Source organism: Paenibacillus sp. Mc5Re-14 (assembly GCF_001049835.1).
Taxonomy (GTDB): Bacteria; Bacillota; Bacilli; order Paenibacillales; family Paenibacillaceae; genus Paenibacillus; species Paenibacillus polymyxa_C.
The window spans coordinates 1248425-1266909 of record NZ_CVPD01000001.1 but is presented as its reverse complement, the minus strand read 5'-3'; the positions used below and the strand labels follow the sequence as shown (position 1 = coordinate 1266909).

Below are 18485 nucleotides of genomic sequence, written 5' to 3'. Positions count from 1 at the left end.
TGAGCCTAATTTATTGAATGCTGTGTTTAGGATGATAACCACTATGGCATTCTTTTTATTGAAGGTTTAGGCATAAAATTAGTTTTACGCTTTGAATAAACCGGATTCTTTGACTTCAGACAGGAAGTTGTGGAACTCAGGTATGTTCAGCTGTTGCTGAGCATCGGACAAAGCAACTGCCGGGTTCGGGTGAACTTCTACCATGATGCCGTCGGCACCAGCTGCCAGGGCAGCCTTGGCACAAGGAGCCAGGATGTCCTTACGTCCTGTAGAGTGAGTTACGTCCACCAGTACAGGCAGATGGCTTTCCTTTTTCAAAATCGGAACAGCGGAAATATCCAGCGTGTTACGTGTCCATTTTTCATACGTACGAATACCGCGTTCAATCAGCATGACTTGTGTATTGCCACGGGAAACGATGTATTCAGCAGCATGAAGGAACTCTTCCATTGTGGCAGCCAATCCGCGTTTGAGCAGAACCGGAGTTCTGGTTTCACCCGCAGCTTTAAGCAATTCAAAGTTGTGCATGTTGCGCGCGCCAATTTGAATGATATCGATGTACGGGATGGCTTCCTCCAAATGTCTTGGATCGACGATCTCACTGATTGTAGCCAGCCCGAACTCGTCGCCAACGCGTTTGAGAATTTGCAGGCCTTCAATACCTAGCCCTTGGAAATCATACGGAGATGTACGCGGCTTGAACGCGCCACCACGGAGAATCGGCACACCGGCTTCCTTGAGAGCCGCACCTACCTCGCGAGTTTGTTGGTAGCTTTCCACCGAGCAAGGACCTGCAACCATGATGGAGGCTTTGCCGCCCACCAGTGTATCTTTAACCTTGATAACCGTGCTATCCGGCTGATTTTTGCGGCTGACAATCAGATGTTTTTTGTGTTCTTCTTTTTGATAGTTCAGAGAAGCCTTGAAAATATTTTTGAACAGCTGGCGAATCGTAGCATCGTCGAAAGGTCCACGATTAGCTGCGATCAGCTTGTCCAGCATTTGTTGCTCGCGCACTGGATCAAAGTCAGGTACTCCTTGAGCTTCTTTCAATTTTCCTAGCTGTCCTGCCAGTTCAGCGCGTTGGGACAGCAGCTCCAGCAATTGCAAGTTTGTAGCATCGAGCTGTTCCCGCAACAGCTCCAAAGAATTTTCATTGGTTGACATACAGTACACCCTTCCCGATTTAAAAATTGTTTTTCTTTCAGCCCATAGACTTTTGCAGAAAATAACACAAAAAGGCACTCGTCGCAAGGGACGAATGCCGTGGTACCACCCTAATTACAGAAGTATACATGCAAGTCGTCAACGTCATTCAATCGACGGCAGTAACCTCTGAGCTTGATGCCCGTAACGGGGGCTTCCGGAAACCTCTACTGCGGTCAAAGGAATGAATCCTTCTGTCGTCGGTTCAAGGCTCGACTCGGGAGTGAATTTCAACGCGGGATTGCGGTACGCTCTCAGCAATACATACCTTTCTGTGGGAATCCGATGACGCTTACTTGTCTCCGTCTATGTCTTTGTTCATGGTATTCAAAAGATTTGACCTTATTTTAAACAAAGTGGATGCAGAAGGCAAGCCCTGATTTCCGATTCTAGTTTTTGCATTCCCTATCTGTGCTATCATCTTGCTTGATCTCTGGGTTCGGGCTTCGCTGATGCGACTCCTCGTGGGTTATCTTCGGCTATGCCATCGTCCGTATGAGTCTTGTCCGCAGTCCTGCGGTCATCCTCTTCTACAGGATTCAAGGTTTTATAGCGTTTGTACTCCATATCAGCTTGAGACATCGGATCTTTATACATAGGAGATTAGTCAACTCCTTTCGGTATATACACTTCATTACCCGCATAGCAAGATGAGAAACCGCTTTCTTATCTCCTATAACATGCAGTAATTAATCCAGAATATCGTCACTGTCCAGTTGTTCTTCTTCATCCCCATCGGTACCATTCAGCAAATCTGTACCATGCAGGAATTCAGCAGGCGCAGAGGGATCAACAGGACTGTTCGGTGTCAGTTCATCGGCATCAGGTACGTCCTCCAGAGGAGTATCAGGCCCCTCGATCAGATTCTCCCAGTTTGTTTCTGCATTTTGCAGGGAAGGCTCAAAATCATGATCCTGTAGCTCAGTCTTTTGATTGTCGCGATTTGCCATCTAACTCAGCTCCTTTGCTTTTTGTTGCTTATTTCGACCTTACCCAAACCGCAGAACGGCTAAACTTAGAGTTAGTGTGTCTGTAAAAAGTTAAAATCATGCGAATAGGGATATGCTCTTTCCCAATAAGCGTTTTTTTGGTAACTGCTGTGATATGATAAAGAGGAGTTGGAGGGATATGAATTGGAATGGTACATGTTTGGTCCGATGATTAGCCGGATCCGAGTAGGTCAAAAGGCATCTACTCCAGGCTATTCGCGTACCGTTATTCGGCGTCCGGATGGTTTATACTGGACAGACGGCGGACAGGCCGGAAAAATAGTAGAAATACGCGATTATTTATTCTCCGATATTTGGACGATCTATGAGGATGAAGAATGTGAACCTTGGATAGGGCTTAGAGAGCAGATGGAGCAACGCGAACAGGAAATGATCATTAACCAATATGAAGATTTTACAAATAATGATTAAAAAGAACATGATACCCTTATTTTGAAGAAGGTATGAACATCATCGTATAGAATAATATAGTTTCAGGAAGATAAAAATGTTAAAACATATACAAATTTGTAAATCCTACTACGTAACTTTGAGGTGCTTAATATGAGGCATGTGCCCAAAGCTGTCGCCGCTCTGCTAGCGGTCATTGTGATACTATTGTCGCTGGACCACATCGGCTATGCGGCCAAAATGACCCCGGAAAGGGAGTATAAGATACCCTCCTGGGATATGAGATGGGGAGCAGAAGACGAGGATGGCTCTTTAGATGAGGTAACTGATCACAGTAAGGTCTGGATGCATATTGAAGATGATACACAGCTGCTCAAGCAGCCGGGCAATAGAGGCACCGCCTGGATTCGTATTAAGCTACCTTCGTTAAATGATGAAACACCAGCGGTGCTTTTTGAAAATATTTATGGCAGGCACATTACACTGTATAAGGATGGCACCAATTTTTATGAATCGTACCGTGGCTATAATTATGAGAATAATCGTATTCTGATTCCGCTGAAGCCAGAAGACAGTGGTAAAACATTATACATATGGACGGAAAGCAGTAAAAATAGACTGGGCATTATCGGAAATGTGATGACTGGTGATTATCGTGACTTGTTGGGAAACTTGGTCAGAATGGATGTCTTGGATATTGTACTGGGCAGTACATTTATCTTTATCGCCCTGGTGCTATTGATCTGCTCGTTTTTCCTGTTCCGTCCAAGTATGGCGATGTGGTTGTCCCTAAGTGCGATTGTATTGTCTATCGGTCTGATGATTGTAACGTATTCACCGTTTTTATATACGTTCTATCGAGGCTATGGCAAGCTGTATTTACAACTTTTTGATGTGGCGCTATTTATTCTGTTGCCTTCATTAGCCTTCTTTTTTGAGCAAAATATCAATTCAATTTTACTGATTCGGAAATTCAGAAAATTGTTAACCGCCTACTCTTTGTTCTGCTTCATCATCATGATTGTGAATTTAGGAGCACAGGAGCGACTCAACGATGTATATTATTTCTTCAGTGTAATCGTCCTCGGTATATTGCTCGTAGCTTTGATGGTACTTTTGGTATTTGCTTCGATTCGCATGGCGCTTAAGGGAGACCATGAAGCGATCATTTTATCGACAGGCTTTGCATTTTTTGCAGTCATCACGATCGCAGAACTCAGCTGGTTCTTTATCCGGGACGGACACTACAATATGTTTTTATGGAAATGGGGCGTGTTCGGTTTTGTCCTGGCATTGATTGCGATCTTGGGCAGAAGGCTGGCGGAAAAGCACAAGCAAGTGGTTCGGTATTCCAGAGAACTGGAGATGTTCAATAATGAGCTTCAACGTTCAGAGAAAATGGAGATTATTAGCGATTTGGCTGCATCTGTAGCTCATGAAGTGCGCAATCCGCTTCAGGTTACACGTGGATTTCTTCAGTTGATGAGCAAGCAGGAGGATGGTAAGAACAAAGACTATCTGCATATCGCTCTGGAGGAGCTGGATCGAGCGTCCGCGATTATTACTGATTTTCTGACTTTTGCCAAGCCGGAGTTTGACCATACCAAAACGTTGACCATACTGGATGAGTTCAAACATATAGAAGGAATTATCAGTCCAATGGCAAATCTGCAAGGTGGTAAAATTTCGCTGGATATTCCCCAGGAAATCAAAGTGCGCGGGAATTCCTCCAAATTCAAGCAGGCATTTATCAATATTATCAAAAACAGTATTGAAGCGTTGCGAGAACAGGGACATATTCATATATGGGCTTATGTGGACAATGGAGAAGCAGTCATTCATATTCGGGATAATGGTGAAGGGATGGATGCTCAGACCTTATCCAGACTAGGTGAGCCTTATTTTTCGAATAAGACTAAAGGCACGGGTTTGGGGATGATGGTGACCTTTCGGATTATTGAAACGATGAATGGTAAAATATCTTTTACAAGTGCAAAAGGGGTGGGAACAGAAGCGACCATCCGCTTCCCCGTAGCCGGATAACATCCGGCTTTTTTGCGTTCGGAGAAAACGGAGGGAAGCTTGCTGAGCCCACCCGCTTGAGATTAAAAAGTATAGATTAAATAAGCTACAAGAACCAATCTACCACATCGCGCGAGGTTTCTGGGATGCAGCGAGCACGCCTGAAGGGTTTGGAGGGATAACCAGATAAAATTGATCAGACGTTTCCTCTACCGTTTTGATTTGGATATGATCGGGGATCACGACTCCTAACACATCACGAATTGCAGATTTGGGATCTGCCATCAGTTTCTCTCTGAAACTGGCATCCTCCCAAGCTTTTTGAATGACTTGTGTTTGAAGAACTTCAGTAGCCATCAAAAATCACCCTCTCATTCAATTGGTTATAATTACCTAGTCAGTATACCACGTAAGACTCAGAAAAATCTAGCATTATTTCATATTTTTGGAGAGCCAATAATCAAGCCCGCCTCTTCGCAAATGTGAGCGTCCGCCTTCAATTTCTGCTGCCTCTTCGCTGAGCTCTGTTGCGATGGAATGTGCGAACCTATGCAGACCGTGGATGGAAGGCTCCATCGTCTCTAGCTCCTGGACTGCTTGATTCGCAATGTCCACATAGCTGGCGAGCGCCCCGCGTACATAAATCGCTTCCTGAATTTGTTGTGCTCCTAGTCCTTCACAGTACGCCGTCTTTTGTTCGGCGCTGATATGGGACAATAGGCAGTTATAGCTATGTTCCACCAAGTCTTCTGACCAATCTGCCCAATCATCCGACATTTGGAGCACGAGCAAGCTCAAATCTGTCATATGGGTAACAGTCTGAATCAGATCGGCATGACCTGCGAGCAATAAGGCACCCGTCCCGGCCATTTTTAATGGGCTGGCTTTTAGTGCGACCTTATTTCTTTCACCTTGAAAATAGTCCTCTGTTCCTTCGGATATCACACTAACGGCCCATTCGTCCACATACGTACGGGCATATGACCAAAAAGGAGAGGTTGCCGGAAAAAGCTCCTGATAAATGTTTAGACACTCGGTATAGAAAAGCTGGCTTAAGGCAAGTTGCGTTTTACGGTTGTCTGCTGCTGTGTCCATCACGTCGTCTTGAATTAAATAATGAGCCATGACGAACACGTTGCCGAGTGACAGCTTGCGACATGTTTCGGGAGACAGTCCGGTCAGTTCCTGCAGCCAAAATGGAAGCAAATAGCATATGTAATTACGCGTACTGTCTTCCCGCAACGGATTAAACCGCGCCAGGTAGTCTAACCCCTCTTGCTGAAAAGGAACCGGAAATGTAGCCGTCCGTTCCTCCGCTTGGCGGAATACCTTTTCCAATTCTTCTTTGTATGCAAAATACCATTCCATGGCTACCACCCGCATCTCTTATGAATGTTTTTGTAGCGACTTCTAGGTGTTACCCGCCATTATATAAGAGATTGCGATATTGCAATATTATGTTATTTTTACATTGAGAATTATGTGAAAAAGATACCAACAAAAATCCCGGTCGGGAAGATCCCGCCGGGATTTTGTTTTTTTAAAATTAGATGATCTCCAAATAGTCAAGATAAGCATCCCATGTCCCATCATCGGCTGTTACAACAAGCTCAATCTTTTGATTTCCGGTGCCATGGTTGACATTTTTTAAAGTATAGACCGCAGGACTGCTCCCGCCGAAGTAGAAGGTACCCTTCGTTTGTCCACCAATTTTCAAGTCAACTTTGGCCATGTTGGAATTATTTGAAGCACCCCGGAGTGAAAAACTATGGGTACCGCTGGTGAAATTCTGTGTGAATTTCACCGAATCATTGTTCGTGTATAAAGCCACTCCGTTGAACGGCGAGCTGATATTTGAAGTGTACTGACCGCTCTTCGTCATATTTACTGCTTCGATTTTTGTGCTCGTGTTTGGCGGTGTTTCGTTGTTTTTGCCGTCAGGCGCTACCGCCCGGCCATTGCTTGGAGAGATCATACCAGAGCAAAGGTTGCGGTTTTTGAGATTCTGTGCGATTTGTGGGATCGCTTGGAGTGTAGTCTGATACTGATCATGCATAAGGATCACATCGCCGTTTTTAAGTCTGCTTGCGGCAGCTACGATCTGTGCGGTGGAGGCGCCGTTCCAGTCCTGGGAGTCAACGTTCCATAACACTTCAGTAAGACCGTTTTGGTTCTCAATGGATTTGAGGGTTCCATTGGTCTCGCCATACGGAGGACGGAACAACTTTGGTGCCGTGCCAGTAATAGACTGTATTGTTTGCTGTGTGCGTGTAATTTCCGATGACATCTGTGATGCGCTCAGTTGCGTCATATGCGGATGTGACCATGAATGGTTACCGATCCACATGCCTGCTGCTTGTTGTTCACGTACGAGCGAAGAATTATTCTGCGCGTTTTGTCCAAGATTAAAGAGCGTTGCGCGTAATCCGTTTTGCTTCAGGGCACTAAGCAGTGCTCTGGTATTAGAGGGATTGGGGCCATCGTCAAAGGTTAACGCTACATAACCGTTCGAGCAATCAGCCGCATGCGCCTGATTGTTGGAGATTACCAGCGACCCTGTGAATAAAGACACGGTGATTGACATAATCGCCGTCCATTTTCCTAATTTAGCTATAGACAAGGTTCTTCCTCCTAACAATTTTAATAAACAGTAAGGTTAGTTGATTTTAGAGTCGTTCCGCCCTTAGGATTATCTGTCGTTAATCGTAATGGTATTATTAGTTACATTGGCATTGCCGCTGCTTTGGTATCCCTCTACAGTAAGTGAAGTTTCATACATCATGCCCATTTTCATGCCCATGCTTTCCCACTTTTTGAAGTGCTCGCTGACCGATATGGTTCCACTTGTGCGTTTGGATGTCTGGACACTCCAATACTGTTGAAAAGTTGTAATGTCTCCTTTAATAGAAGGCTGGTTAACCCGAGTGGTTTCATAAATATCATATGTTCCCCCGTCAACGGTAAAGGTGCCCTTTGGTGTTGCACCAGGTGGACGCCAGCTTCCCCAGCTATCGACAGTGTAATATTCTACGAGCGGGTCAACTGCCCATCCATAGACGCATAAATAAGAATTACCATTTGGTTGGTAGTTGGCGCTGTAGTTTACAGAAATATTTCCGATTTGCTGGTGTGTCTTGGTTTCGTCGAATTTCTTGCCTTTACGGAATAATGCTGACTGTGATGCAATGCATTCTGTAGTAGCTTGATACAACATTTATTTCCAAAAATATAGTTGTAATCGATTACAAATTAATATTATCATGTTACCCTTCATATTTAACCTGAAAAACTTCAAGTTATATTGTAGAAAGTTTAGTTGTTTATTTTTGCTCACTCTACACGATAGTGTTCTCAAGGAGCGCGTGAAGATCGAAGGTTGGGTGTAATTGTGATAGCAATGCTCATGAGCTCTTTTTCCCGTCTTATGGTTACTTAACAGGCGAAATACGAATAAAAAAAGCTGAAAGAGAAAATATAGATGAAAAAGGGTGAAAGGAGGGTCCACAACATGAAAAAACAATGGAAATTGACCGCTGCTATCCTATATGGAGGAGTAATGATGTTCGGTGCTACAAGTGCCGCAGGAGCATTCAGTATGGAATCAGAGCATTCGTTGCAAGCTCGCACTCCCAATAATTCAGTCCAAGGGGAAGCCCAACAGTGGAATGTTGAACCACAGGACGATCACGGGCACGGACATGTGCACAGACATAGACATGGCAAAAGGCCTGGCGGCTTGAATCACCATCTCAACGAGAAAGTAGCTAGGCTGCTGGGCATCACTCCTGTCCAGTTAGAGAAAGAGCTGGGACAGGGGAAATCGTTGGCCGAGGTTGCTAAAAGCAAAGGAATTCAAGAGGATCAGCTCATTGATAAATTGAAGAACGAAATGACCGTGGATTTGAAACGGCTTGTGAACCGTAAAGGTCCGATTACATTTGACCGTAAATCTGGAACTTCGAATGAAGCTCAATTGAAGCGATAGTCTGGGAGTAAAATTGTTTTACAATAAAAAAGGATGGGGAGAACCCATCCTTATATTTCAACTTCCTTATCATTTACGATGTCATATTTAGTTACTTTACCAGTGTATTTGTCTACGTAATAGAATCCATAAGTTGCAATGTGATCAGGGAAATCTTCGAAAGCTCTTAAAGAGTATTTTGTTCCTTCGATCCCTTCAACCATTACGTGTAAATTATATTTAGTAGCTTCGTTTTTTATTTTATCCAAAAGAATATCGAGTGCTTGATTTTCTGTAATAATATTTTGCTGTTTCCCTAAATAGAGTTTATTACTCTTGATGCTGATTGGTCTGCTTTCGGCAGTTCCAATATCCTTAACAGAGATGTACGTGTTTCCGTTGTAAATTAAGCCCTCGGCAGTGTTCTTTTTTGTACCCTCTAAAAATACATCAAACTTTTTCACAACAGCATTTACACTTGTTCCAGACGCAGCCATTGCGGTTGCACCCGTAATCATCATCCCTACGGTTAAGCCCACGAATAGCCCCTTTAATTTGTCATTCATTCTAATTACCCCTTTTATGTATGTAAATTTATTTATTAATAATATCCCAAATATCACCATACATAAAGTGATTGTTGTGAGGAGAGTCAGCTATCTTTAAAAAGCTTAAAAAAGTCTATCGTTTCATTAAAATCATCATCATCCGTATAAATGTTCATGACCTTGCCTATTTCGATTGCAAAATCTACATACTTATTGGGTTTAGCAGATATGATATTCTTGTGTATCTCCAGACCCGATGGATGACTCACATGATTTTTAGGAGAAACACCTGCTAGCTCCAATAGTTCAGTGGCAGAACAAATGGTCGCGATCACTTTATGATCATTATTTAGTGCTTTAATGAGAGCTAGAAGTTGCTTGTTTGTCTTTAATTGAGTGTTATCTCCACCAGGTATAATTAGGAGTTGGATGTCCTCCGCAGACACTTCATCAAGGGCTACCGCAGGCGTAACTTTAAAATCCTCATAGGAAATGACAGGATCTTTGGATACTCCAATCGTAACAATATCCCCTTTGGTTTTCATAAAATAGGTTGCTAGCATAATTTCAAAACTAACATACCCATCATAAATTAGAACATGTGACTTCATTTATACACCCACTAACCATTTTTTTGTTTTAAGTCCGTTAAAAGCGTTTTTAGGAAGTTTACATATAGTCAGAATATATCATCTTGAAGAGTTTAAATCCATATTTTACAGCAATATCATTTGGAAGTTTTGAAATCTAATCTGTTAAATTTTAGTCATTATGGTTTCGAAGTTAAAAAATAACCAGTCGCCTTGAGATAAACAGCGACTGGTTATTGGAGTTTACTGGGATCAAGTTAATCAACACCTATAATAGCTTTTTAAGCTGAGATATACGGCTTTGTGACACGCCAAGCCATTCAGCATATTCGCCTTGCTGGGCTGTTGGATACTCACGCATAAGTCTTCTTAGATGTTCAACCAAATGTTGTGAAGACGATCGTTTTATGCTTTTCTCACTATCTCCAGCTTCCTTAACAGCAAGAGCAGGTATTGGACAATCCTCGATGTTTCCCTTCAAATCTTGTATGCATTTTTTACATAAAAATGAATGTCTGAAATAGCTTAAATCCTGGACCGAATGGCATAAGTGACAGCAGACACCAATATACTTCCGCATACTTAACAATCCGGTTTCAACATCCAAATAAAATTCTAAAGACTCGCCAGCTTGAATACCCATAGAGGTTCGCAATTCCTTTGGAATAACAATCCGGCCTAACGTGTCCAAGGGACGTGTCATACCTGTATTTTTCAAGTGATCTTCTCCTATCATAATAATCTATCATCCAATGATCTCCTAATAAAAATATAAAAATCTATAAAGTAAAAGTATTTATTGATGTTCCAAAAGATGGTATTATCATGAATGAAAAAACAGTAATTATACTATTTGTTTCAAAACTATATGAATTATTGAAAATGGGAATCTATGAAGATGCTGAAAGGGTGGTTTATCCATGGAAATCACACCTACGATACAGGCAGAAGTTCAAACCTATCTGAAACGAAAAGGCTTAACCATGACCGAGTTTGGTCACACGATCGATTTGAATGTAGGTACAGTTAGTGGTATTGTGACGGGCAACCGGTCTATGTCTGTTCACCAACTGGATAGTATTACTGCGGGAATGAATTTACCACCGGATTATTTTTACGAACGTTACATTGAAGAATGCATTGAAGAATGTCCACTCAACTGGAAAAAAATCAGCCCGTTCCTGTACCGATGCATTGAGCTAGGGCGATTGGACTGCTTGCAGCGAGTTGTCATTCTGTTATTGGATAACCCTAATTATCTGCCATCGCTCTTTGAAGTCGCCGAAAATGTATACCAAGACGGTTACAACGAAGCAGCCGCTTACCTATACAAAAAGGTAGCTGAAAGTGAGAAGCAGCAGCATTCAGAGCGATTGGCGATCTGCCAGTATCGCTTGTTCCAAATCAACGTCGGACAGGATCGGGCTGTAAACCTTCAGGCTGCCATCGAATTTGCCCCTTTTGTGGATCGTTTAGACGAGATCGAGCAATTAGATGCTCTAAAAGATTTGGCGAATGTCTATAGATCATTAAGTATGTGGGACAAGGTGTATGAATTTGCACATCAGATGGGTCAGTTAGGACAACTCCAATATCATTTGGTTCACAATTCCAAGCGAAAAGGAGCAGAACCACGAAAAGAGCTAAGCAGGCCATTGTTTGTATACATAGCTTACGCAGAATTGATGTGTGCTAATGCTTGTGATGCAAAAGGCGATCATGAACAGGCATTAGAACATCTTCGCGGTTATTCCGATCTAAGCTGGGTGAAGGAAAATGATCCAGATACACTCCATTGGCTAGAAAAATTTGAGCATTGGGCAAAAATTAATACCTGTGTTAATAAGCTTATGTCTGGAGATATTAGTGTGCTGCCAGATTACGTTGACCATATATCTGGAGAGCAACATATATTTGCAGAACTTTTAAATGTTATAGAAGTAGCTAATCGGTATAACATCGATATTGATTATATTCTTCAGCACTTTGAACCCCAAATTGAATCTTATCGAGATCAATTATATTCAAGTACATTAACAGAGCAGCAAGTTATACTCGAAGAAAACGTGCGATTCTGGTATAAGTTAGCTAAATATAACTTGAATAAAGGCAAATACTCATACGGTTTCAAATGTTTGATAGACGCTTTTGAAAAAGCTGTTGCTCTTAAACATGAACTTCTTATTGCTAATTGTGTGGGTTTGTTTGAACGTTTCAGAGCACATGCTGAACACGGAATAGTAGCTCGGTACAATATGTGGGAAAAAAATGATCGAAAAGACGGTTTTACTATTTGTAGCGACTAGCTTATTACTGGTATTCCCACTACAAGTCCCAATTGGAGTCCCAAACGGGAACACAATCCAAACTTAAGGACAATATTGGCACAGCTTAAACAATATTTTAGTTTTTTATTGGCCAGCTTATTGCTGGTCTTTTTTTTTTTTTTTTTTGTATTATTTTGTAATTTTTTGCTTCAAAATTGATCCTGACGTATTTGTACATCCTTTCTTAAAATGAGATTCAATAGGAGGTATGTAGGATGAACAAGGATGAAACGAAAACGTTAATTCAACAAATGGAATGCGCCAGACAACGCCTACATGATCTGTACACAGAGTATGGCTTAGGACATGCTTGTGTACTGGAGCAGTCTATGCTTTTGGATGAACTGATTAATCAGTTCAACCGTATGTTTCAGACCAGGAAGCAGCCTCACCAAGTTGTGGATCAGATCATGATCAGCGACAATGGTATGTTGAGTTTATCCCCCCATTCTTTTTATGCAAAAGTGTGAATTCTCCCACGTAATGCTTATGATTATTCTATATAATGACTTATTTTAAAATAAAATACATATCCATGTCATAAAATGTTAATCACTCTGGGATATGATTCAGCATACTTTGACAATAAAAAAAGCAGAGCTCAATACATGAGCCCTGCGAAAGTACTTTTGATGTAGCTTGGAATCCCTATGCTGAAACGCTGAGCAGAAGATTAGCCAAGCTCCTGTGTGCTTTTGGAAGCACGTTTGGAGGAGAGAAACTGAAAATTAGGCCGCCAGTTCAAGCGCTGTCTGCCTTTGGAGCCAACAATCCAGTTGCCGCCAGGCAGATGGGCAAAGAACCAACTGATGCCCAGAGAAACACTTGCCACGACGACAAACGTAATGAGCGTAGCTGTAAAATGATGATCACCCAGTGCAAGCGGACGAGTGTAATAGGATATGAAGGATAGCACGAGTGCATGGGCCAGATATCCTCCGAAGGAGTAGCGTCCAATCCAGTTAAGCATACGGCGAAACGGCTCGGTACGCGGGTCTTTTTGCAAATGAAGCAGCAGTCCGTACAACAAAAGCAACTGCGAGACAATCAGCACGAAGGTGCTTGGCTTCAGATAAGTAGAAATATTGAGATTGATCGTATCGCCAGACTGGATCAGCATCGTGTGACCCATGAGCATGAACAGACCAATAAAGATAAATACATTCCACGGCAACGTCTGTTGGGCCAATCCCCGCCAGGTGTCCGTCATATAGGCGCATACTGCGCCCAGCATAAAATAGAAAAAGTACATAACAAAGTTATAAGTGCGGTAATCTAACAGGGTCTGTCCAAAGGATGGCAACCAAGCGCTCCATGCAGACATGTCATAGTAGGACCATTGTAACAGCAACGCATAAGCCGCAGCAGCAATCAGCATCACAGCCAAAACAAGCTGCTTGCGCCTTTTGGTGCTAAAAGGACGTAGAAGCGTCCGAATCCGTTCGGTTGCTTTTGCAAATAAAGGAAACCAAATATAAAACTGAAAGATCATGACCACAAACCATAGATGATATCCGCTGACGGGGATGATCATTTCTTCAAACATGCCTTTGTAAAAATATATATTTCCCCACTGCGCTGTTGACCAGTTCTGAGTACATACCCAATAAACAATGGTCCAGCAGAGAAAAGGAACATAAATATCTCGAAACCGTCTGCCAATATAACGGGAATAGCCAATCGGTTTGTTACCATTATAAAATAGCAGCGCCGCAGACAGGAAGACGAACGTGGGTGTGCCAAAACGTGTCAAATGGTACAGCATCGCGAGCATAACGGAATCCGGCTGTTGGATGTCGCTGCGATAAATATATTCGCCAATGCAATGCTGAAGCACGACAGCGAGGTAGGCAAGACCCCGTAGTTCTGTCCATTCCGCAATACGTGGCTTGCTCATCCATATCACTCCTTTTCCTCAAGATTCGCACATGTTTTCCCTAGCACAATTGTAGGTATTGTAACGTAGAAACATTAGTGCAGGATTAACGCCACCTGAAAGTAAGAAGAGCGAAGTAGTTCCAATTTAATATGATTGCGTTTACAATCTAAGTGAAACCAGAATAAATTAAAGTGAATTTATAACTTAAGGATACGCACAGGAAGAGGAGAGGAAGGATGAAGAAAACGCTGCTGGTGTACATGCTGCTGATTGCAGCCTTTGCTCTCTATGTGTTCAGATATGAACAAACCGGGCGGTTGAATGGAGCTTGGGAGGAAAAAGGGCTACGAGGCAGTATCGGAGAAACGTATATGATGATTACGTTCCAGTCCGGTTTGGAGTATTGGAAAAGCGGGCTCAAGGGCTTCGAGGATGCTGGGGATGCCTTGGGGGTGACAGTGGAGTATCGGGGGGCTACCCGGTATGATGCACAGGAGCAGACGACGGTCATTGAGCAGGCGATTGCCCGTAAACCCGCAGGCATTGCCATATCAGCGATTGATCCCCACTCCCTGATCCCGGTCATTAATAAGGCACTGGATGCCGACATCCCTGTAGTGCTGTTTGACGCCGGAGCGCCGGGGAGCCGGGCATATACTTTTTTGGGCACAGATAATTATAAGGCAGGCGTGACCGCTGCGGAAAAAATGGCAGAGCTGTTGGGACGTGAAGGCCAAGTCGCTGTTCTCACACTGCCTGGGCAGCAAAATCATGAGGAACGCTCGCGCGGCTTTCGCGATACCATTCAGCGACAGTATCCTGCCATGAAGGTGGTGGAAGTGGTAGATGGTCGTGCTGACGTGATAGTGTCTAGGGATGAATCGCAAAGGTTGATGAAAGCTTATCCGAAACTGGCGGGTATTTTTGTGACCGAAGCCACCGGAGGAACAGGTGTGGGTGAGGCAGCACTGAGCCAAAAAAGCAGTCATCCGCTGAAGATTATTTCCTTTGATACGAACAAAGCGACACTGGATATGATTCGTGATGGGACGATCTCGGCCACAATTGCCCAAGGGACATGGAATATGGGCTATTGGTCACTTCAATATCTGTTCCATCTGCATCATCATTTGACGATTCCTGCACCTTCTTCCTCTGGAGACAATACTCCGCTGCCCGTGCGGGTAGATACTGGGATTTCCGTCGTCACCCGAGCGAATGTAGATGATTATTATGCAAAATAAATTTTGGAAGCGTATCTACTTAGGATTGCACCAAATGATGCCACGGCTTCGCTTGCGTAATATGCCTTTACGCTATCAGCTCATGGTGCTGTTCTTGCTGTTTGGCATCGTGCCTTCACTGGGACTAGGCCTGCTGGTGAATTGGACGGTGGAACGGATTATTGAGCGGCAGGTGGAAAATCATACGATGCAGTTGATTGGCAAGGTGAACGAAGCACTGGATACCAAAATGGAAAATTTGCAGAACATGACGTATCTGATTGCCTTTAATCCTGATATTGGCGAGTTTTGGAAAGGGCGGACGCTGGCCGATGGCCACGCGGTTCATACGAGTAGTGTAATGCCAGAAAATCAGGGGGAGCGAGCCCAGAAGCCTCTGCAAAAGCAGGCTCCCGGCTCCAAGCAGGCAGTAAGTTCCGTACAGGAGCAGGATACGCTGTATGAAATGAAGCAATTTTTGCAGGGGTTTACCACCTTATATCCTGAAATTGCCGGGATTCTGATCGTGAACGAAAAAGGCGATTATATTAGCAATGAAATGTATGCTCGAAGCACGCGCAGCCTGACGGAAGAAGACTGGTACACACAGGCGGCGCAGCATGCAGGTATATTCACGGTTCTGGGACAGCCAAGTCACCGTAATGTGACCACTCATGTCCGGTATAAGGACAGTGAAATTGTCTCTGTCGTTCGCTCGGTCACGGACCCAGAGACAGGACATGTACTGGGTGTGATTATGATCGATCTCAAGCTGCGGGCAGTGTCGCAGGCCGCCAGAGATGTAACCTTGGGCAAAAGCGGGTATGTCATGGTGACAGATGCTGAGGGGCGCAGTGTATACATGCCGGATATGCCTTTGATTGAGCGCATTCCGCCGCAATGGTTCGGGACAGAGGATAGCGGAATGTTTACCCGTGAAGCCGGAGGTAGGGAATTGCTCTTCATGTATCAGGCTTCCGAGTTCACGGGCTGGAGAACAGTGGGAGTATTCCCGGCACGCGAATCTACACTGGAAGTGCGGCAAATTCAGTTCTACGTCGTCTGTTTTGTTTTCATTGTATGTCTGTTTGGTTTAACGGCATCCTTGCGATTGTCCAGTTCCATCGCTCAGCCGATTTTCCGGCTTATGTCTTATATGCGTAAGGCAGAGACAGGGGATCTTACGGTTCGCCAGTGGAGTGAGCGCGGGGATGAAATCGGAATGCTGGGCCGGAGCTTTAACCGGATGCTGGAGCAGATCCGCCGTCTCATGTTGCTTAGTGAACTGAGGGAACGGCAAAAACGGGATGCCGAACTGCGCAGTCTCCAAGAGCATATTAAGCCGCATTTTCTATACAATACGCTAGATACAATTCATTGGATGGCTCGGAAAAATGGAGCAGACGACGTATCCGACATGGTGGGGGCGTTATCGAGATTGTTCCGCCTTGGACTCAGCAAAGGGGATGACTTTATTCCGCTGCGCTCTGAGGTTGAGCATATCACGAGCTATATGCAAATCCAGCAAACCCGTTATCGTGATCGACTTCGCTGGGAATTGAATGTTCCCGACGAACTGAAGGATCTGTTTGTATTGAAGCTGATGCTTCAGCCTGTAGTGGAAAATGCGATTTACCATGGTATTAAGGCCAGACGCGGTCCAGGCACAATTTGCGTAGAAGCTAAAGCCGAGGACGGCAAGCTGCTGCTGACGGTACGTGACGACGGTGCAGGGATGACGGCGGAACGTCTGTGTGAGCTGCGTGAATGGCTGGAAAGACCACTGGAGGCGATGGAAGGAAGACAGAAACAAAAGGGCGTTCGTACAAATGGCAGAAGTTACGGCATGCTGAATGTGCAAGCGCGTATCCGATTGTCTTTTGGCGAGGAATATGGAATTACATTGGACAGTAAAGAAGGGACAGGTACCTGCGTTACAATCACTCATCCGTTGCTGCTGGATATGGCGCAACTGAAGAAGCCTTATGACAGAGGAGAGGGTCAGGATGACGAAATTCAAGGGAACAGACAACGCGACAACGGCGAGTCTGATTGACCAGGCCATACCAGAAGTAAGCATAGCCACGGCCAAATGTTATCAAGTATTGATCGCAGATGATGAGCCGATCATTCGTGAGGGGATTCGGGATTGCCTGGACTGGGCAGCTCTGGGCATGGAGGTTGTAGCCGAGGCCGAGGACGGTGAAGAAGCGCTGGAGCTGGTTGATCAGCTTAGCATCGACATCTTGCTGGTCGATATGAATATGCCGTTCATGGATGGGATTGAACTGATTCGGCGGCTGCGGGAAGAACGTCCGGAATGCCGTTGCCTGATCATTTCCGGGCATGATGAGTTTGCTTATGCGCAGGAGGCTGTCCGACTTGGCGTAGAGGATTATATTCTGAAGCCGGTAAATGCAAATCAGCTTCACGCTGCGTTGTCGCGCCTTCGTCAGCGACTGGACGAGGAGTACAAACGTGCCGCCTATGTGGAACAAGCCGCCGGGCAGATTGAACGCAATATTCCGCTGCTGCGCCAGCGATTTTGCCTGGAATGGCTGGAAGGACAGCACACGGGAAAGGACGTTATGGAGCAATTGACGTTTTTACGTCTTCCATCCCGGCCACCTGCTCAGATCGGTGTGGTACGGTGGCCAGCGGCAGAGGCGCGGCAGACGATTATGCGCGAGAATGATCGCCAGTTGTTTCTTTTCGCCGCAGAAAATATTATTGGCGAATTGCTGGAGAACCTATCGCATGTGTTGTTCCGCGATGCAAACGGGCTGATCGGCATATGCCTGTGGCAGGAGGCACCCGAGACGATCGGCGCTTCCATAGAGCAGGCCATTGGCCGCTATCTGAATATAGCGGTTCACACACATGTGGAGTCCAACACGGGTGGGTTGGAAGGCGCAATCGATGCGTATCGGATCAGCCGGGATCGGGTGTACGGTGAATCGCAGCTATCACCCATCGTGCGCCGGGCCCGGCAGCTTATTCAGGAAGGTTATGCCGATCGGGAACTGACGCTGGAAGCTCTGGCCTCGCGTCTACAGGTCTCTGCTGTATATCTCAGTCGTGTGCTCAAAAAGGAGCTCAATGACAGCTTCGTGACCCTCGTCACGCGTGCCCGTATCCGCAAAGCAGTGCAGCTGCTGGACTCTACGACGTTGTCTGTGCTTGAAATAGCAGAACGTACGGGATACGACAGTCAGCACTATTTTAGCACTGCTTTTAAAAAGGCCATGGGCGTGTCCCCTGTGCAGTACCGTAAGGGCGGGGGAATTCAGGAAAATTCGTCGGAATAGGAATGATTGGATTGCGAA

General features: G+C 44.7%; 18 protein-coding genes and 1 pseudogene. 8 read left to right on the top strand and 11 right to left on the bottom strand.

Translation table 11 applies throughout. The annotated features are described in order from the left end of the window. Positions 1-84 precede the first annotated feature (84 nt). The 3 genes from BN1546_RS05960 to BN1546_RS05950 all read right to left on the bottom strand — a co-directional run bounded on the left by BN1546_RS05960 (position 85) and on the right by BN1546_RS05950 (position 2156). The gene (locus BN1546_RS05960) at positions 85-1167 is read right to left on the bottom strand and encodes a bifunctional 3-deoxy-7-phosphoheptulonate synthase/chorismate mutase (RefSeq protein ID WP_013369718.1); all 1083 of its coding nucleotides are present in this window, start codon (positions 1165-1167) and stop codon (positions 85-87) included. Positions 1168-1623: 456 nt separating this feature from the next. Continuing rightward, the gene (locus BN1546_RS05955; RefSeq protein ID WP_013369719.1) at positions 1624-1803 is read right to left on the bottom strand and encodes a hypothetical protein; all 180 of its coding nucleotides are present in this window, start codon (positions 1801-1803) and stop codon (positions 1624-1626) included. 92 nt (positions 1804-1895) lie between these two features. Beyond that, a complete protein-coding gene (locus BN1546_RS05950; protein ID WP_013369720.1) occupies positions 1896-2156 on the bottom strand; it encodes a hypothetical protein in 261 nt (86 codons plus the stop codon). Between the two features lie 183 nt (positions 2157-2339). Between BN1546_RS05950 and BN1546_RS05945 the strand changes: the two genes are divergently transcribed. Both BN1546_RS05945 and BN1546_RS05940 read left to right on the top strand, forming a co-directional pair. Continuing rightward, entirely contained in the window at positions 2340-2627 is a 288-nt protein-coding gene (locus BN1546_RS05945) for a hypothetical protein (protein WP_013369721.1), read from the top strand. Positions 2628-2759: 132 nt separating this feature from the next. Then, positions 2760-4649, top strand: coding sequence for an ATP-binding protein (locus BN1546_RS05940; protein WP_013369722.1), 1890 nt, complete (start codon positions 2760-2762; stop codon positions 4647-4649). A gap of 99 nt (positions 4650-4748) precedes the next feature. On the opposite strand, the gene BN1546_RS05935 is transcribed toward BN1546_RS05940, so the two are convergent. From BN1546_RS05935 to BN1546_RS05920, 4 genes and pseudogenes are all read right to left on the bottom strand, one after another. Further along, positions 4749-4985, bottom strand: a complete 237-nt coding sequence (locus BN1546_RS05935; RefSeq protein ID WP_025678851.1) for an NHLP leader peptide family RiPP precursor — start codon at positions 4983-4985, stop codon at positions 4749-4751. A 75-nt stretch (positions 4986-5060) separates the two neighbouring features. Beyond that, on the bottom strand, positions 5061-5996 hold the full coding sequence (locus BN1546_RS05930; protein WP_090736482.1) for a hypothetical protein: 936 nt from the start codon (positions 5994-5996) through the stop codon (positions 5061-5063). 178 nt (positions 5997-6174) lie between these two features. After that, positions 6175-7248, bottom strand: coding sequence for a polysaccharide deacetylase family protein (locus BN1546_RS05925; protein WP_013369725.1), 1074 nt, complete (start codon positions 7246-7248; stop codon positions 6175-6177). A 69-nt stretch (positions 7249-7317) separates the two neighbouring features. Beyond that, positions 7318-7803 (bottom strand): annotated as a pseudogene (locus BN1546_RS05920) (glycoside hydrolase family 11 protein); the annotation flags it as partial. A 333-nt stretch (positions 7804-8136) separates the two neighbouring features. Here BN1546_RS05920 and BN1546_RS05915 point away from each other — a divergent pair. Then, positions 8137-8613, top strand: coding sequence for a hypothetical protein (locus BN1546_RS05915; RefSeq protein WP_025678856.1), 477 nt, complete (start codon positions 8137-8139; stop codon positions 8611-8613). Between the two features lie 50 nt (positions 8614-8663). Here the strand turns inward: BN1546_RS05915 and BN1546_RS05910 are convergent, their stop codons facing one another. The 3 genes from BN1546_RS05910 to BN1546_RS05900 all read right to left on the bottom strand — a co-directional run bounded on the left by BN1546_RS05910 (position 8664) and on the right by BN1546_RS05900 (position 10448). Then, the gene (locus BN1546_RS05910; protein ID WP_013369727.1) at positions 8664-9158 is read right to left on the bottom strand and encodes a PepSY domain-containing protein; all 495 of its coding nucleotides are present in this window, start codon (positions 9156-9158) and stop codon (positions 8664-8666) included. Positions 9159-9244: 86 nt separating this feature from the next. Continuing rightward, a complete protein-coding gene (locus BN1546_RS05905) occupies positions 9245-9751 on the bottom strand; it encodes a DJ-1/PfpI family protein (protein ID WP_013369728.1) in 507 nt (168 codons plus the stop codon). 247 nt (positions 9752-9998) lie between these two features. After that, positions 9999-10448 carry an AbrB/MazE/SpoVT family DNA-binding domain-containing protein gene (locus tag BN1546_RS05900; protein WP_238791015.1) on the bottom strand — a complete coding sequence of 150 codons (450 nt, stop codon included), beginning with the start codon at positions 10446-10448 and terminating at the stop codon, positions 9999-10001. Between the two features lie 202 nt (positions 10449-10650). On the opposite strand from BN1546_RS05900, the gene BN1546_RS05895 reads away from it, so the two are divergent. Further along, positions 10651-12036 carry a helix-turn-helix domain-containing protein gene (locus tag BN1546_RS05895; RefSeq protein ID WP_090736477.1) on the top strand — a complete coding sequence of 462 codons (1386 nt, stop codon included), beginning with the start codon at positions 10651-10653 and terminating at the stop codon, positions 12034-12036. 236 nt (positions 12037-12272) lie between these two features. Further along, on the top strand, positions 12273-12527 hold the full coding sequence (locus tag BN1546_RS05890; protein WP_040101963.1) for an aspartyl-phosphate phosphatase Spo0E family protein: 255 nt from the start codon (positions 12273-12275) through the stop codon (positions 12525-12527). A 203-nt stretch (positions 12528-12730) separates the two neighbouring features. Here the strand turns inward: BN1546_RS05890 and BN1546_RS05885 are convergent, their stop codons facing one another. Continuing rightward, positions 12731-13954, bottom strand: a complete 1224-nt coding sequence (locus BN1546_RS05885; RefSeq protein ID WP_040101962.1) for an acyltransferase — start codon at positions 13952-13954, stop codon at positions 12731-12733. A gap of 218 nt (positions 13955-14172) precedes the next feature. On the opposite strand from BN1546_RS05885, the gene BN1546_RS05880 reads away from it, so the two are divergent. The 3 genes from BN1546_RS05880 to BN1546_RS05870 are packed head-to-tail and all read left to right on the top strand — an operon-like array spanning position 14173 to position 18467. Then, positions 14173-15180, top strand: coding sequence for a substrate-binding domain-containing protein (locus BN1546_RS05880; RefSeq protein ID WP_090736474.1), 1008 nt, complete (start codon positions 14173-14175; stop codon positions 15178-15180). A gap of 34 nt (positions 15181-15214) precedes the next feature. Further along, complete coding sequence (locus tag BN1546_RS05875) at positions 15215-17215, top strand: cache domain-containing sensor histidine kinase (RefSeq protein WP_090739130.1); 2001 nt, start codon at positions 15215-15217, stop codon at positions 17213-17215. Further along, positions 17166-18467 carry a response regulator gene (locus BN1546_RS05870; protein WP_090736472.1) on the top strand — a complete coding sequence of 434 codons (1302 nt, stop codon included), beginning with the start codon at positions 17166-17168 and terminating at the stop codon, positions 18465-18467. Before BN1546_RS05875 ends, BN1546_RS05870 begins: the two co-directional genes overlap by 50 nt. Positions 18468-18485 lie beyond the last annotated feature (18 nt).

Excerpts from the sequence above, each read along its gene's own strand:
- BN1546_RS05870 (WP_090736472.1), top strand. The coding sequence starts at position 17,166 with ATGACGAAATTCAAGGGAACAGACAACGCGACAACGGCGAGTCTGATT.
- BN1546_RS05960 (WP_013369718.1), bottom strand. The coding sequence starts at position 1,167 with ATGTCAACCAATGAAAATTCTTTGGAGCTGTTGCGGGAACAGCTCGAT.
- BN1546_RS05885 (WP_040101962.1), bottom strand. The coding sequence starts at position 13,954 with ATGAGCAAGCCACGTATTGCGGAATGGACAGAACTACGGGGTCTTGCC.
- BN1546_RS05915 (WP_025678856.1), top strand. The coding sequence starts at position 8,137 with ATGAAAAAACAATGGAAATTGACCGCTGCTATCCTATATGGAGGAGTA.
- BN1546_RS05875 (WP_090739130.1), top strand. The coding sequence starts at position 15,215 with ATGATGCCACGGCTTCGCTTGCGTAATATGCCTTTACGCTATCAGCTC.
- BN1546_RS05910 (WP_013369727.1), bottom strand. The coding sequence starts at position 9,158 with ATGAATGACAAATTAAAGGGGCTATTCGTGGGCTTAACCGTAGGGATG.
- BN1546_RS05955 (WP_013369719.1), bottom strand. The coding sequence starts at position 1,803 with ATGTATAAAGATCCGATGTCTCAAGCTGATATGGAGTACAAACGCTAT.
- BN1546_RS05950 (WP_013369720.1), bottom strand. The coding sequence starts at position 2,156 with ATGGCAAATCGCGACAATCAAAAGACTGAGCTACAGGATCATGATTTT.
- BN1546_RS05905 (WP_013369728.1), bottom strand. The coding sequence starts at position 9,751 with ATGAAGTCACATGTTCTAATTTATGATGGGTATGTTAGTTTTGAAATT.
- BN1546_RS05890 (WP_040101963.1), top strand. The coding sequence starts at position 12,273 with ATGAACAAGGATGAAACGAAAACGTTAATTCAACAAATGGAATGCGCC.
- BN1546_RS05880 (WP_090736474.1), top strand. The coding sequence starts at position 14,173 with ATGAAGAAAACGCTGCTGGTGTACATGCTGCTGATTGCAGCCTTTGCT.
- BN1546_RS05935 (WP_025678851.1), bottom strand. The coding sequence starts at position 4,985 with ATGGCTACTGAAGTTCTTCAAACACAAGTCATTCAAAAAGCTTGGGAG.
- BN1546_RS05895 (WP_090736477.1), top strand. The coding sequence starts at position 10,651 with ATGGAAATCACACCTACGATACAGGCAGAAGTTCAAACCTATCTGAAA.
- BN1546_RS05940 (WP_013369722.1), top strand. The coding sequence starts at position 2,760 with ATGAGGCATGTGCCCAAAGCTGTCGCCGCTCTGCTAGCGGTCATTGTG.
- BN1546_RS05930 (WP_090736482.1), bottom strand. The coding sequence starts at position 5,996 with ATGGAATGGTATTTTGCATACAAAGAAGAATTGGAAAAGGTATTCCGC.